The following is a 14136-nucleotide window of genomic DNA, read 5'->3' on the forward strand; positions in this document are numbered from 1 at the left end:
TCATTTCCTCCGACGGCTGACCTTGCGATCCTTGGCGGCGCGGGCCTTTTCCTGCCCGAGCCTGCGGTTCGGGGCAGGCCCGCGCCCCCGGCCGCGCCGGGCGCGGGGGAGAATGCGATCCTCCAAGGTCAGGAGCTCCAGCAGGATGCCGCCCGTTTCGGGCGTCACCTCGGCCAGCTTGACCGTCACCCTGCTTCCCACCGCAAAGACCACGCCCGAGCTGCCGCCCATCAGGGTCTGCTCGCGGGCGTCGTAGTGGAAATATTCCTCGCCCAGCGTCCGCACCGGCACGAGCCCGTCGGCGCCGGATTCGTCGAGCTTCACGAACAGCCCGAACTTGGCTACGCCCGCGATGCGCCCCGCCATCTCCGCCCCTACCCGGTCCGCAAGGAAGGCAGCGAGGTAGCGGTCCTGGGTGTCGCGTTCGGCCATCATCGAACGCCGCTCGGCCGTGGAGATCACCTCTCCGGTTTCGTCCAGCCGGTCGATGTCGACCTGGGACAGCCCGTCGCGCCGGTGATCGGGTCCCCAGCTATGGCCCGCGATCAGCGCGCGGTGGACGATCAGGTCGGCATAGCGACGGATGGGCGAGGTGAAGTGCGCGTAGTTCCGCAGCGCCAGCCCGAAATGCCCGAAATTGGTGGCGGCGTAATAGGCCTGGGGCATCGACCGCAGCGTCGCCATGTTGATGAGTTCGGCCTGATCGGTGCCCGCCGCCTGCGCCAGCAGCCGGTTCAGGTGCCGGGTCTGCAGCACCTGTCCCTTGGCCAGCGTGAGGCCCGAGGCCTCGGCCGTTTCGCGCAATGATTCCAGCTTCTGGGGATCGGGCTCCTCATGGACGCGGAACAGGAGCGGCGTGCGCAGGCCGATCAAGGTCTCGGCGGCAGCGACGTTGGCCAGCACCATGAACTCTTCGATCAGCCGGTGGGCGTCGAGCCGGTCCTTGAAGGCCACGGACAGGACCTTGCCCGACTCGTCCAACACGATCCGCCGTTCGGGGAGGTCGATGTCGAGCGGGGCCCGCACCTCTCGAGCCCGCCGCAGCGCCTCGTAGGCACCATAAAGCGGCTTCAGCACCGGTTCGAGCAGCGGCTCGGTCTTTTCATCGGGCTGCCCGTCGATGGCGGCCTGCACCCTCCCATAGGCCAAGGAGGCCCGCGACCGCATCAGCCCCCGCGTGAAGCTGTGGTCGAGCTTGCGCCCGTCCTTGTCGATCCGCATCCGCACGGCGACGACCGCCCGGTCCACGTTCTCGTGGAGGGAGCAAAGGTCGCCCGACAGGCGGTCGGGCAGCATCGGCACCACCCGGTCGGGGAAGTAGGTCGAGTTGCCCCGGAGCCGCGCCTCGGTGTCCAATGCGCTCTGCGGCCGGACGTAGTAGGCCACGTCCGCGATGGCGACCCAAAGGACGAAGCCCCCTTCGTTGCCCGGATCGTCATCGGGGATGGCCAGCACCGCGTCGTCGCGGTCGCGGGCGTCCTCGGGGTCGATGGTGACGAGCGGGATGTCCCGCAGGTCCTCGCGCCCCTCAAGACCCGCAGGCTCGGCCGTTTCGGCCTCCTCCAGCACCTTGTCCGGGAAGACGTCGGGAATGCCGTGCTGGTGGATGGCGATCAGCGACACCGCGCGGGGTCCGGCCGGATCGCCCAGCACCTCGGTCACGCGCGCCTTGGGCAGGCCCAGACGCCCCTTGGGGCCGACCTGCTCGGCTTCGACCAGCTCGCCATCCTCGGCGCCGTTCTCCTGGCCCGCGCTCACGACCCATTGCTTGGCGTCGCCCTTGTCGATGGGCAGGATGCGGCCGCCGTGGCTGTCGCGCTTGAAGATGCCCAGCAGGCGGGCAGGCGCGGCGGCGATGCGCCGAATGGGACGCGCCGCATAGGGGTGATCCTCGCTGGGGGTCGCGTCAATGCGCGCGAGCAGCCGGTCGCGCGATCCGAGGCTTCCGTCGATGCCGCGCGCTTCCACCCGGATGACCGGGGGCGGCCCATCGCCCCGCCAGTCCACGGGCCGCGCAAGCAGGTCACCCTGTGCGTCCGGCCCCGTGATCTCGATGACGGTGACGGGCGGCATGCCGCCCTCCTCGGCGTCGCGCCTGCGCGTCTTGCCGGGAAGGTCGCCGTCCTCCTCCATCTCCTTGAGAAGCGCCTTGAAGTCGATCTTCGCCGCGCCGCGTATGCCAAAGGCCTTGGCGACGTCGCGCTTCGTGGCCTCGGGGTTGTCCTCGATCCACTGGAGGATCGCGTCCTTGGTCGGAAATTCTGTCATGCGCCGGAGGTAGCACAGCCCCCTGCGGCAACAAGGATATTCGGGCGCCCCTAAAGCGCCCGCGTCATGTCCCGGTGCGGGATGCCCGCATCGTCGTAAACCGGCCCCTCGGCCACGAAGCCCAAGCCCTCGTAGAAGGGGATCGCATGGGTCTGGGACCCCAGCTTCGCCCGCGCAAGGCCCAGCCCGCGCAACTCCTCGACCGCCGCCCGGATCAGCGCCGCGCCGATGCCGCGCCCGCGCTCCTCCTGCAGGACGCAGACGCGCCCGATCTTGCCGGTGTTGCCTTTCACGAGGAGGCGGGCCGTCCCCACGGGCCGTCCGTCATCGGTGGCGAGCAGGTGGATGGCCGTCGGGTCGAGCCCATCGACCTCCAGATCCTCCGGCACGGCCTGTTCCTCGATGAATACCACCCGGCGCAGGGCCAGGCAGGCGGAAAGGTCGTCCGTGCGCGCGACCGCGATCATGCGAAATAGTCCCGGAGGATGCGCCCATAGACCTGCGCGAGATGCCCGACCTGCGCCACCTCCACCCGTTCGTCCACCTGATGCATCGTGGGCCCGACAAGGCCCAGCTCCACCACCGGGCAGTGCCGCTTCACGAAGCGCGCGTCCGAAGTGCCGCCCGTGGTGGAGAGCGTGGGCTTGCGACCCGTCTCGGCCTCCACGGCGCGGGAGACGAGGTCGGAGAGCGGCCCTGGGGGCGTGAGGAACGCCTCGCCCGAAACGCGGACCGCGAGGTCGATCTGCACGCCGAACTCTGTCGCCATCCGGGTGGCTTCGTCCCGCAACCAAGCTTCCAGCGATGCACCCGTGTGCAGATCGTTGAAGCGGATGTTCAGCGTGGCGCGCGTCTCGGCCGGGATGACGTTCGAGGCGGGGTTGCCCGTGTCCATCGTGACCACCGCCAGCGTCGAGGCACCGAAATGCGGCGTCCCCTCGTCCAGACGATGCGAGGACAGCCGGTCCACCAACCGTGCGAGCGCCGGGATCGGGTTCCTGGCCCGCTCGGGATAGGCCGAATGGCCCTGCTTCCCCGTGGCCGTCACATGGGCCGTCAGCGACCCGCGCCGCCCGATCTTGATCGTGTCGCCCAACCCCTCGACCGAGGTGGGCTCGCCCACGAGGCAGACCGACATGCGCTCGCCCTGGGCTTCCATCCAGTCGAGCAGCGCAACGGTGCCGTCCGTGGCGTCGCCTTCCTCGTCCCCGGTGATCGTCAGGACGATGGCCCCGTTGGAGGGCAGGCCGGGCGCCATCTCCACCGCCGCCGCGACAAAGGCCGCGACGCCCGACTTCATGTCCGACGCGCCGCGTCCCCAGAGCATCCCGTCCCGGATCTCTCCTCCAAAGGGATCGACGCTCCAGCGCGCCATGTCGCCGGGGGGCACCACGTCGGTGTGACCGTTGAAGCCGAAGCTCCGCGTCGCCCCCTTGGGCCCGATCCGGGCGAACAGGTTGGGTGTCCCGTTTCGGTCCACGCGGGTGCATTCGAACCCGGCCCGGGACAGCACGCCCGCCAGCAGCACCAGCGCGCCGCCCTCCGTAGGGGTGACGGTGGGGCAGCGGATCAGGTCGGCGGCAAGGCTCAGGGCGTCGGACATGGGGCTCCTCCTCGGGGGCGCGCGCAACTAAGCGCTGGCGCTTTGCGGGTGCAAGGACCCGAAGCCTAGGGCTTGTCGAAGAAGGGGGTCATCTGGGCGACGATGACGGCGTTCTCGGCCCGGGCCCGCTCCATCAGGGTACGCTCGTCCTCGTCGATGTCGTGGCCCTCGGCCAGCCGCTCCTCCAGGGTACCGTAGCCCGACACGTCGAGAGGGGCGAGCCCGGCCTCCTTGAGCACGGCAACGGTCTCGCGCACGGCCTCGGCCTCGTCCACGCCGCTTGCGTAGCAGAGCAAGGCCCCGCCGGTGGCGTTCTCGGGCAGGCCGTCGTCGGCCTTGCGCCCGACCTCCACAAGCAGGGTGAAGACCTGCTGCGGGCGCTTCTCCTGCGGCTTGTCCTCATCGGCCATGCTCGGTCCCTCCCTGGTCGCGCCTCACAGGCGGCATGCGTCATAGGCTTGCGAGAGGTCGCCCGCCCACTCGCCCTCATAGGCCGAGAGCAGGTCGTCTGCGACCACCCGGCCCGAGCCTACCGAATCCCAGAGTGGCCGCAGGAACACCCGCTCGTCCGGCAGGCCCCGGTCGGCGCGGGCGCGCAAGCCTTCCTCGGCGATGCCCAGCGCGGCCCGCGCGAGGTCCAGGAGCCGCACGCCCCCCGCCTCGCCCTGCAAGGCCCGCTCGGAGGACGCGACCCGCAGCCCCTCGCGGGTAGCTTGGTCAAGGTCCTTCACGAGATCCCAGGCGGCGTCGAGCGCCCCCTGGTCATAGGTCAGCCCCGTCCAGAAGGCGGGCAGCGCCAGCACATGGTCGCGGCTCCCCATGTCGGCGCCGCGCATCTCGATGAACTGCTTGACCCGCGCCTCGGGGAAGACGGTGGTGAGGTGGTCGGCCCAGTCCGACAGCGTCGGAACCTCACCGGGCAGGGCGGGCAGCTTTCCTTTCAGGAAGTCGCGGAAGCTTTGCCCCAGCGCATCGATGTAGGTCCCGTCCCGATAGACGAAGTACATCGGCACATCGAGAACCCAGTCCACGTAACGCTCGAACCCCATCCCGTCCTCGAAGGCGAAGGGCAGCATCCCCGTCCGCGCGTCGTCGAGGCCCCGCCAGATGCGCGACCGCCAGGACCGGTGCCCGTTGGGCTTGCCCTCGAAGAACGGGGATGACGCGAAAAGCGCGGTCGCGACCGGCTGGAGCGCCAGCGACACGCGGAGCTTCTTCACCATGTCGGCCTCGGACCCGAAGTCGAGGTTCGCCTGCACGGTGCAGGTCCGGTACATCATCTGCGTGCCGTGGGTGCCGACGCGGCCCATATAGGCCGTCATCAGCTTGTAGCGGCCCTTGGGCATGACCGGCATCTGGTCGTGCGTCCAGACAGGGGCCGCGCCGATCCCCATGAAGGCCACGCCCAGCGGATCGGCCACGTCGCGCACCTCGGCCATATGCGAGTCGAACTCGGCCGCCGTCTGGTGGAGATGCTCCAGCGCCGCGCCGGACAGCTCCAGCTGGCCTCCGGGTTCGAGCGAGACGTTGGCCTTGCCCTTCTTGAGGCCGATCACCGCCTCGCCTTCGCGGATGGGCTCCCAGCCCTTGGCGGCCAGACCGTCGAGGATGGCGCGGACGGACCGGGGGCCGTCATAGGGCAAGGGCTCCAGCGTGTCCGTCAGATAGCCGAACTTCTCGTGCTCGGTGCCGATGCGCCAGGCCTCGGCAGGCTTGCATCCCTTTTCGAGATACTCGGCCAATTGCCGGGGATCCTCGATGGGGCCGCCGCCGGACTGGGGAATGGACATGAGGGCCCTCTCGTTCACGTGCGGGCAGAGAGGTGACGCGCGGGCTTGGCAGTGTCAATGGAGCGGCCCGCAGAGGGCTGGACCGGGCGCGCCCGGGTCACGCTTGTCAGTGGAGACGCCGCTGCCCGACCGAGGGGAGGACGACGACGTTGGGCAGGCGCCAAAGCAGCACCGGGGCCCCATCTTCGCGCGCCAGAGCCGAGAGCATCGCCTCGACCTTGAGGCCCGGCAGGACCGCGAACAGGTCGAACAGCGCCTCCGCGCCCTGGGCCGTGGTGGGGATGGCCAGCACCTCGCCCCGCAAGTCCGTCAGCACCCAATGCGCGGGCCGCCCGCCGGGGTCGAGATCCAGCCGCGCGAGGTTGTCGAGGTCCATGACCCCGCCGGTCAGCGGCCCCCAGTAGACGAGCCGCCGTTCGTCCACCTGCACGACGCCCGGTCCGCCCGTGCCCCGCCCAAAGCGCCATCGCTGCACGCCGGTCCAGACAAGGGCAAGGCCCAGCACCCCCAGCGCGAGGGCCAGGAGCCGTGTCACCCCAAAGGTCGCGACCCACATCCAGACTGCGACCAGCACGAGCGCCGCCCCGGCCAGAGTCTCGCGCCCCCGGCGCAACGCATCCCGGATCTCCGGGCGAAGATTCAGGTCAGGCAGGGCGCACCTCCTGCGGCTCGGCAAAGATCAGAAGGGTGAAGCGCCCGATCTCCTGGAAGCCCAGGGCACGGTAGGCACGGGCTGCCATCTCGCTGGCTGAAAAGAGGATTGCGCGCTTGGCCCCCTCGTCTCGCGCCTCGGCCAGATGCAGCCCCACCGCCGCCCGCGCGAGGCCCTGGCCCCTCAACTCCGGCGGGGTCCAGACGCCCCCCACCTGCACGATGCCGGGCAGGCGGGCGTTGAAGCCAGTCATCGCCACCGGCTCGCCGTGCCGGAACAGAATCCGATGCTGGCCTTGGGCGAGGTCGCCGTCGATGTCACACTCGGCTTGCGCTTCGGCGCCCTCGACCCAGCCCAGCACCTCGCGGCCATAGGCGGCGCGCCACTGCAAGAGCAGGTCGCGTGGGGCAGCCGACAGCGGCGCAAGGGCCAGTCCCATACTGGACGGCATCCGCAACCCTGCGAGATCAAGGGAGAAAAGCGGCTCCTCCCTGTCGAGAAGGGCGGAGGCGTCCCCCAGGCCCATGGCCTCGCGCAGCGCCGCGACCTGCGCCCCCTCGCCCAGGAGGCCAAGGACGCGCTGTCCCGCGACCGCCTTTGCAGCCTCGCCGGCCTGTTCGGTCGGAACTTGCGGCAGGACCATGCCGTCGTCGGTGGCGCCCAGCACCGCCACGGGCGGCAGGCCGGCGATCCAGAACCGCATGGCCCGCGGATGCCCGCCGGCCATGCCGTGCCGCGCCAGATTGGCCAGCGGAAACATGGACGTCTCCACATGCGCCAGCAGGAAGCCTTCGATGACCGGCTGGTCAGCCGCGGTGGCGGCGCGGAAGGTCACCGCCAGTCCCCCTCGACACCCTGCCAGAGCGTCAGGGCCGCCACTGCCGCCGTGTCGGCGCGCAGGATGCGGGGCCCGAGACGGATGCTGCGCGCAAAAGGCAGCGCCCGAAGGCGGGCCCGCTCCGCGTCGGAAAAGCCGCCCTCGGGCCCGATCAGGACCGCGCCCGGGGCCCCGGTCCGGTCTGGCGTCGCGGCTGCGCCGGTGGCCAGCGTCTCGTCGCAGAACCAGAGCGTGCGGGACGGGTCCCAGGAGGCCAGGACCTCGGGCAGCCGCATCAAGTCCTCTACCTCGGGGACGAAGACGTTGCCGCACTGCTCGGCCGCCTCGACGGCATGGGCGCGCAGGCGGTCGGCCCTGATCCGCTCGCTGTTGGTGAACTCGGTCTGCACGGGCAGGATGCGGCGGCAGCCCATCTCGGCGGCCTTTTCGACGATGAAGTCGGTCCGGGCCTTCTTGATGGGCGCGAACAGGAGCCAAAGGTCCGGCGGCATCGCCATGGGCCGGGTCTGCGCCACGGCGACCAGCCGCCCCGCGCGCTTGCCCGCATCAGCGACCTCGGCCTCCCATTCCCCGTCCCGGCCGTTGAAGACGGACAGCCGCGCTCCGGGCCCCAGGCGCATGACGCCGAACAGGTAATGCGCCTGATCGGCGTCCAGCGGGACGCCCTGCCCTTCGGCAAGCGGATGGTCTAGGAACAGGCGGACCTTGGACGGCATGGGACGAACCTATGAGCGGGATGACCGAGACACCAGAGGCCGGAGCCGTCCCGGACGCGCCCGCCGCGAACTGGGTGGACAGCTATGCGCCCCCGGCCTCGCGTCCCTACCTGCGCCTGTCCCGCGCCGACCGGCCCATTGGCACTTGGCTCCTGCTGCTCCCCTGCTGGTGGGGCCTGGGCCTTGCGCTGGTGACGACGGGCGCGCGGCCCGGCTGGCACGATCTTTGGATCGCGGTGGCCTGCGCCCTTGGGGCCGTGCTCATGCGCGGGGCGGGCTGCACCTGGAACGACATCGCTGACCGGCACATCGACGCGCAGGTCGCCCGCACCCGCGCACGGCCCCTGCCTTCGGGGCAGGTAACCGTCCGGCAGGCCTTGGCCTGGCTCGTGGCGCAGGCGGGGATCGCCTTCCTGGTCCTTCTCACCCTGCCTGGCATCGCCATCCTGCTGGGTTTCCTGAGCCTCCTGCCCGTGGCGCTGTATCCATTTGCCAAGCGGGTGACGTGGTGGCCACAGGCGGTGCTGGGGGTGGCCTTCAACTGGGGGGCGCTGCTGGCCTACGCGGCCCATGCGGGGCGGCTCGACGCTCCGGCGATCCTCCTCTGGCTGGGCGGAATCGCCTGGACGCTGTTCTACGACACGATCTACGCCCATCAGGATGCCGAGGACGACGCCCTGATCGGCGTGAAGTCCACCGCCCGCCTGTTCGGAGAGGAGACGCCCCGCTGGCTTCGCCGTTTCCTGGTGGCGACCGTGGCGCTGATGGGCTTTGCCGCCATCCTGGCGGGGGTGCAGGGTTCGGCCTTGGCGCTGGTGCTCGCGCTGGGTGGACCCTGGGCGATGGGGTGGCACATGACTTGGCAGCTTCGCCGCTTCGATCCGGAGGACGCCCAAGGCCTGTTACGGCTGTTCCGTTCCAACCGCGATGCTGGCCTCATTCCGGCATTGGCCTTTGCACTGGCGGCACTGTCCTGACCCGGGCGCGGCTTTCCGCCACTCCTGGGCCTGTGCGATTGCCCATGCGGCGAAGCGGGCTTAGAGAACCCGGGTTGCCCATCTGCCACAGTCAACGAACAATTCATCCATGAGACTATCCTCTCCCATCCTCGCCGTCGCGGCCTTCCTGTGCGCCGGCGGCCTGTCGGCCGTAGCCGCCCAAAGCCTCGCCCGCATGGTCGAGGACCGCTCTGTCGAGGCCGTGGCGGACCGGCTGGCCGCCGAGGGCCACGACTGGGCCTCGGTCCTGGGAGACGGCCTGCAGGTCATCCTTGAAGGCGAGGCGCCGTCGGAAGCCGACCGCTTCAACGCCATCTCGGCGGCAGGGGCGATGGTCGACGCAAGCCGGGTCATCGACAACATGCGGGTGACCGAGGCGCAGGCCATCGCCCCCCCCGACTTCGCCATCGAGATCCTGAGGAACGACTCGGGCGTGTCGCTGATCGGGCTGATCCCGGCCGATACGGATCGTGGCCGGTTGGCGCAGGACGTGGCCGAGGCGGTGGACGGACAGGACGTGGCGGACCTTCTCCAGACCGCCGACCACCCCGTGCCCGAGCGTTGGGATCTCTCGGTCGACTATGCGCTGGACGCGCTGGAGGCCCTGCCCCGCGCCAAGATCTCGGTCGCGGCCGGGCGCGTGTCGATCGACGCCATCTCGGATTCGCCCGAGGAGCAGCGGCGGCTGACCGCCCAGCTCGCGCGGATGAAGCCCGACGGGATCCGCCTGGGCCTCGCCGTCTCGGCCCCGCGCCCGGTGATCGCGCCCTTCACGGTGCGTGCCACCCTTGCGGGCGGCCGCTTTGCCTTCGACGCCTGTTCGGCCGACTCGGAGAAGGCCCGGAACGCCATCATCGCCGCTGCCGTCTCGGCCGGGGCCGAGAGGCCGCTCGACTGCCGCCTGGGTCTGGGTGCGCCGACCCCCGACTGGGGGGATGCGGTCGCCACTGGGATCGCCGCGCTGCACGAACTCGGGGGAGGGACCCTGACCTTCTCGGACGCGGACGTGTCCCTGGTGGCCCAGCAGGGGGTCGATCGCGCGCTGTTCGACCGCGTCGCGGGCGAACTCGACGGCGCCCTGCCCGACGCCTTTGCCCTCGACGCCCAGCGGCCCCTCCCAGTCGCCGCCGAAGCGCCCCAAGGCCCGCCCCAGTTTCAGGCCACACTGGCCGAGAACGGCACGATCCGCCTGAGCGGCCGGATCGAGGACCGGAGGATGACGGGCTTGGCCCGCGCCTTTGCCCAAGCCCGCTTTGGGGCGGATCACGTGGTCATGGCCACGCGGCCCGGAGCGGACGGACTGCCCGCCGGCTGGTCCATGCGGGTCCTGACGGGCCTCGAGGCGCTGTCGCGGCTTGCGGAAGGGTCGGTCACCGTGACGCCGGACAGCATCGCCGTCACCGGCCGCACCGGCCACAAGGCCGCCCGGGACGAGATCGCCGCCCGCGCCATCGAGACGCTGGGCCCGGACGCCGACCTGCGGATCGACGTGGCCTATGCCGAGGAGCTGGACCCACTGGCGGCCCTGCCCACGCCCGAGGAGTGCCTGGCCCAGATCACCGCCGTGACCGACGCGGCCAAGATCACCTTTGACCCGGGCAGCGACACCATCTCGCGCGAAGGGGTGCCGGTGATCGAGGCCATCGCCGAGATCCTGCGGAGCTGCCCCGACCTGCGCCTGCGCATCGCGGGATACACCGACAGCCAAGGGCGGGAAACCTCGAACCTTCAACTCAGCCAAAGCCGGGCCGAGGCGGTGCTGACCGCCCTGCGCGCCCAGCGGGTGCCCGTGTCTGGCTTCGAGGCCCAGGGCTATGGCGAGGCCGCGCCCATCGCGTCCAACGAGACCGAAGCGGGCCGCGTGGCCAACCGCCGGATCGAGTTCACGCTGATCGGCGCGGAGGCGACGATGGCCGGGACGGACTTCATCGGCCCGCCCCTGCCGCCCGTCCATGATGCTGCAGCCCAGCCCATGGCCGACGCGCCCGAGCCGCCGCCCGTCCGGCCCGGGGAGGACGGGCCCAGCGGGGACTAGCCAAGCGGACGGGCCACCCCTAGGGGAAGGGGAAGACCCCTGGGGCACACGGGAACAGGGCGCGCGATGGAACGCCGCCCGAACAGGGACAGGGACGTGAACAGGACCGAGTTCATCATCGCCACGGCGGTCATCCTTTTCGCGGCCTTTGCCCTGGGCTGGTTCGCGGGCTGGCTGGTCCATCGATTCACCCGCGTCACCCGCGCCGAGATCGGCGAGCTCGACCGCATGGCGCAGGCGCTGCACGATGCAGAAGAGACGCGGGATCAGGCACTGGCCTTTCTCGCGACCCGCGAGGCCGAGCTGGAGAATCTGATCGCGCAAAAAGAGGCCGAGCTACGGGCCGCCATGGAAGGGTTGCGCGACTCGCGGCAGGAATCCGAGGGCCTGCGCAGCTGGATCGAGCGGAACCACCGGCGCTGAGGCCTGCCGGTCAGGGGCGCGGGGCCGCCGCGCGACGGAGCCGGTCGTTGATGGCGCGGCCCAGTCCGCGCTCGGGAATCGGGGCCACCGCGATCCGTTCGGCCCCCATCGCATCGAGCCGGTGCAGGCAGCCGAACAGGTTCGCCGCCGCCTCGGCCAGATCGCCCGAGGCCGAGAGCGTAAGATCGCCCGAGACAGGGCCGAACCCCAGAAGGATCTCGCCCGGATCGGCCGCTGTCACCCGAAGGCGCACGCGGCCCTGGGGTGCGTAGTGGGAAGCGAGCTGTCCGGGGGCGGCCACGCGGGCAGGATCGGTGTCCACGACGATCGGCTGGGCCAGCGCCTCCTCCAGCGCCTCGACCGGCAGACCGCCGGCCCGCAGGAGCCGGGGAACAGGGTCGAGCGCCAGGATCGTCGACTCCACCCCGACGGGGCAGGGCCCGCCGTCCAGCACCGCGTCGATCCGGCCCGAGAGCCCCGCCAGAACATGACCGACGGTGGTGGGCGAGACCCGGCCCGAAGGATTGGCCGAAGGAGCCGCCAAGGGGCGTCCCACCGCGCGCAGGAGGTCCCGCGCCACCGGATGGGCCGGCGCGCGCAGGGCCACCGTCGGCAGGCCCGCCATGACCAGGGGCGAAAGGCCCGCACCTTCGCGCACCGGAAGCACCAGGGTCAGGGGCCCCGGCCAGAACGCGGCCATGAGGTCGCGGGCCATCCCAGACACCTCGGCCAGCCGCTCCGCCGCCTCCACGTCCGGAACATGCACGATCAGCGGGTTGAAGCTTGGTCGCCCCTTGGCGGCATAGATCCCCGCCACCGCCCGGCCGTTCCCCGCGTCGGCCCCGAGGCCGTAGACCGTTTCCGTCGGAAAGGCCACGAGGCCCCCGTCCGCCAGCAAAGCCGCCGCCGCGCGCAGGCCGGCCGCATCGGGCATCAGCCGTCGTGTCGCTACGTCCTGCGGAGGCTGGTCGGTCATGACGTGGCGTTCCGGTTTGAGGTCATCCCGCGCCCCTCTAGGCTCCGGGTCGCGCCTTGCCTAGCCCCGGCCGGAAGACCTTCCATGCCCTACCGCTCGCCGCTCGCCGAACTGCGCTTCCACCTCGACCACGTGGCGGGCTTCCCGCGACTGGCCACGACGTCCCGCTTTGCCGAGGCCACGCCCGAGACCGTGGATGCGGTGCTGACCGAGGCCGCGCGCCTGTGCGACGGGGTGCTGGCCCCGCTCAACCGGGCGGGCGACCTGCATCCGGCGCGATTGGAGAATGGCCTGGTTCGCACCTCGCCCGGCTTCGCCGCGGGGTACCGCGCCATCGCCGACGGCGGCTGGATCGGGCTGTCGGCCCCGTCGGACTGGGGCGGCGCGGGGCTGCCCCTGGCGCTGGCCACCTGCGTGAACGACATGATGTCGGGGGCGTGCCTGTCGCTCCAGCTCAACCCGCTGATGAGCCAGGGCCAGATCGAGGCGCTGTCCCACCACGCCTCGCCCGAGATCCAGGCGCTCTACCTGCCCCGGCTCGTGTCCGGCGAATGGTCCGGCACCATGAACCTGACCGAGGCGCAGGCGGGCTCGGACGTAGGGGCGCTCCGGACTCGGGCCGAGCCGGACGGAGACGGCACCTACCGGATCACCGGAGAGAAGATCTACATCACCTGGGCCGACAACGACTTCACCGGCAACGTCGTCCACATGGTCCTGGCCCGGCTTCCCGATGGCAGCTCGGGCACCAAGGGCATCTCGCTGTTCCTCGTCCCCAAGCTGATCCCGGATACCGAGGGAAATCCCGGCGAACGCAATGCCCTGCGTGTCCTCAAGCTCGAACACAAGCTGGGCCTGCATGGCTCGCCCACCGCCGTCATGTCCTACGAGGGCGCGAAGGGCTGGCTCGTCGGGCCGCCCCATGGGGGCATGGCGGCGATGTTCACGATGATGAACAACGCCCGCCTGGGCGTGGGCGTCCAAGGCATCGGCGTGGCCGAAGCGGCGTTCCAGCAGGCGCTGGACTGGGCCACGACGCGCCGCCAGGGGCGCGCGGACGGGTCGGGTACCATCGTCGAACATGCCGACGTGCGCCGGATGCTGGCCACCATGAAGGCCGACCTTTTCGCGGCGCGGGCCATCGCTCTCGATTGCGCGGTGGCCCTGGACATGGCGGCGGCCACCGGCGATCCGCTCTGGACGGCGCGCGGAGCGTTCCTGACCCCCATCGCCAAGGCCTTTGGGACGGATGTCGGTCACGCGGTCGCGCAGATCGGCATCCAGGTCCATGGCGGCATGGGCTTCATCGAGGAAACCGGCGCGTCCCAGTTCGCCCGCGACGTGCGGGTGACACAGATCTACGAGGGCACCAACGGCATCCAGGCGCTGGACCTCGTGGGCCGCAAGCTCGCGGATGGGGGCGAGGCCGCCGGCCGCCTCATCGACGAAGTGGTTGAGATAGCCGGCCGCGCCCGAGTGTCGCACCCGCAACTGGCCGAGCCGGTTTGGCAGGCCGCCGAAAGCCTGCGCGAAACGACCGACTGGCTTCTGGCCCATCCCGCCGACCGTGGGGCGGGCGCCTGCGCCTATCTGCGCGCCTTTGCCCGGATCCTGGGCGCGCGCGCGCATCTCCAGGCGGCCATGGCCGGCGACGGGGCCCGCCTGCGCCTTGCGGCCTTCTATGTCCGCCGCCTCCTGCCCGAGCACATGGGCCTCCTGGCCCAGGCACGGGACGGGGCCGGGGGCGTGCTGGACGTCACGGCCGCTGACCTCGCATCCTGAAGGGGGGCGTGACAGCAGCGGTGCGATCCGCTATCCCGCGCTCCGACCAGCCGCA

Annotated in this window: 13 protein-coding genes; 4 read left to right on the forward strand and 9 right to left on the reverse strand. The window is 71.0% G+C overall.

What is annotated here, in order from left to right:
- The 8 genes from rnr to FHG66_RS04940 all read right to left on the reverse strand — a co-directional run bounded on the left by rnr (position 1) and on the right by FHG66_RS04940 (position 7867).
- The gene (gene rnr / locus FHG66_RS04905) at positions 1-2268 is read right to left on the reverse strand and encodes a ribonuclease R (RefSeq protein ID WP_139075580.1); all 2268 of its coding nucleotides are present in this window, start codon (positions 2266-2268) and stop codon (positions 1-3) included.
- A gap of 50 nt (positions 2269-2318) precedes the next feature.
- Entirely contained in the window at positions 2319-2732 is a 414-nt protein-coding gene (locus FHG66_RS04910; RefSeq protein WP_176556145.1) for a GNAT family N-acetyltransferase, read from the reverse strand.
- Positions 2732-3871 (reverse strand): succinyl-diaminopimelate desuccinylase, encoded by a 1140-nt coding sequence (gene dapE / locus FHG66_RS04915; protein WP_139075583.1) that lies wholly within the window; start codon positions 3869-3871, stop codon positions 2732-2734. The genes FHG66_RS04910 and dapE overlap by 1 nt, the downstream gene beginning before the upstream one ends.
- A 65-nt stretch (positions 3872-3936) precedes the next feature.
- On the reverse strand, positions 3937-4281 hold the full coding sequence (locus FHG66_RS04920) for a hypothetical protein (RefSeq protein ID WP_139075584.1): 345 nt from the start codon (positions 4279-4281) through the stop codon (positions 3937-3939).
- A gap of 24 nt (positions 4282-4305) precedes the next feature.
- On the reverse strand, positions 4306-5661 hold the full coding sequence (locus FHG66_RS04925; protein ID WP_139075585.1) for a glutamate--cysteine ligase: 1356 nt from the start codon (positions 5659-5661) through the stop codon (positions 4306-4308).
- 106 nt (positions 5662-5767) lie between these two features.
- Positions 5768-6274, reverse strand: a complete 507-nt coding sequence (locus FHG66_RS04930; protein WP_139075587.1) for a hypothetical protein — start codon at positions 6272-6274, stop codon at positions 5768-5770.
- 31 nt (positions 6275-6305) lie between these two features.
- Positions 6306-7148 (reverse strand): GNAT family N-acetyltransferase, encoded by an 843-nt coding sequence (locus FHG66_RS04935; RefSeq protein WP_246082466.1) that lies wholly within the window; start codon positions 7146-7148, stop codon positions 6306-6308.
- On the reverse strand, positions 7145-7867 hold the full coding sequence (locus FHG66_RS04940) for a 16S rRNA (uracil(1498)-N(3))-methyltransferase (protein ID WP_139075588.1): 723 nt from the start codon (positions 7865-7867) through the stop codon (positions 7145-7147). The genes FHG66_RS04935 and FHG66_RS04940 overlap by 4 nt, the downstream gene beginning before the upstream one ends.
- 11 nt (positions 7868-7878) lie before the next feature.
- Between FHG66_RS04940 and ubiA the strand changes: the two genes are divergently transcribed.
- From ubiA to FHG66_RS04955, 3 genes are all read left to right on the forward strand, one after another.
- Positions 7879-8844: a 4-hydroxybenzoate octaprenyltransferase gene (ubiA, locus tag FHG66_RS04945; protein ID WP_139075590.1), complete on the forward strand. Its 966-nt coding sequence runs from the start codon at positions 7879-7881 to the stop codon at positions 8842-8844.
- Positions 8845-8953: 109 nt separating this feature from the next.
- On the forward strand, positions 8954-10900 hold the full coding sequence (locus FHG66_RS04950) for an OmpA family protein (protein ID WP_139075592.1): 1947 nt from the start codon (positions 8954-8956) through the stop codon (positions 10898-10900).
- Positions 10901-10996: 96 nt separating this feature from the next.
- A complete protein-coding gene (locus tag FHG66_RS04955) occupies positions 10997-11323 on the forward strand; it encodes a hypothetical protein (protein WP_139075594.1) in 327 nt (108 codons plus the stop codon).
- Positions 11324-11333: 10 nt separating this feature from the next.
- Here the strand turns inward: FHG66_RS04955 and FHG66_RS04960 are convergent, their stop codons facing one another.
- Entirely contained in the window at positions 11334-12299 is a 966-nt protein-coding gene (locus FHG66_RS04960; RefSeq protein ID WP_139075596.1) for an L-threonylcarbamoyladenylate synthase, read from the reverse strand.
- Between the two features lie 84 nt (positions 12300-12383).
- Between FHG66_RS04960 and FHG66_RS04965 the strand changes: the two genes are divergently transcribed.
- Positions 12384-14081: an acyl-CoA dehydrogenase gene (locus tag FHG66_RS04965; protein ID WP_139075598.1), complete on the forward strand. Its 1698-nt coding sequence runs from the start codon at positions 12384-12386 to the stop codon at positions 14079-14081.
- The last annotated feature ends 55 nt before the right edge of the window (positions 14082-14136 follow it).

Origin of the sequence: Rubellimicrobium rubrum (assembly GCF_006152115.1) — a bacterium.
GTDB lineage: Bacteria > Pseudomonadota > Alphaproteobacteria > Rhodobacterales > Rhodobacteraceae > Rubellimicrobium > Rubellimicrobium rubrum.

Bases quoted from the DNA above. Each gene is read 5' to 3' on its own strand.
- rnr (WP_139075580.1), bottom strand. From the start codon at position 2,268: ATGACAGAATTTCCGACCAAGGACGCGATCCTCCAGTGGATCGAGGAC.
- dapE (WP_139075583.1), bottom strand. From the start codon at position 3,871: ATGTCCGACGCCCTGAGCCTTGCCGCCGACCTGATCCGCTGCCCCACC.
- FHG66_RS04920 (WP_139075584.1), bottom strand. From the start codon at position 4,281: ATGGCCGATGAGGACAAGCCGCAGGAGAAGCGCCCGCAGCAGGTCTTC.
- FHG66_RS04925 (WP_139075585.1), bottom strand. From the start codon at position 5,661: ATGTCCATTCCCCAGTCCGGCGGCGGCCCCATCGAGGATCCCCGGCAA.
- FHG66_RS04940 (WP_139075588.1), bottom strand. From the start codon at position 7,867: ATGCCGTCCAAGGTCCGCCTGTTCCTAGACCATCCGCTTGCCGAAGGG.
- ubiA (WP_139075590.1), top strand. From the start codon at position 7,879: ATGAGCGGGATGACCGAGACACCAGAGGCCGGAGCCGTCCCGGACGCG.
- FHG66_RS04950 (WP_139075592.1), top strand. From the start codon at position 8,954: ATGAGACTATCCTCTCCCATCCTCGCCGTCGCGGCCTTCCTGTGCGCC.
- FHG66_RS04960 (WP_139075596.1), bottom strand. From the start codon at position 12,299: ATGACCGACCAGCCTCCGCAGGACGTAGCGACACGACGGCTGATGCCC.
- FHG66_RS04965 (WP_139075598.1), top strand. From the start codon at position 12,384: ATGCCCTACCGCTCGCCGCTCGCCGAACTGCGCTTCCACCTCGACCAC.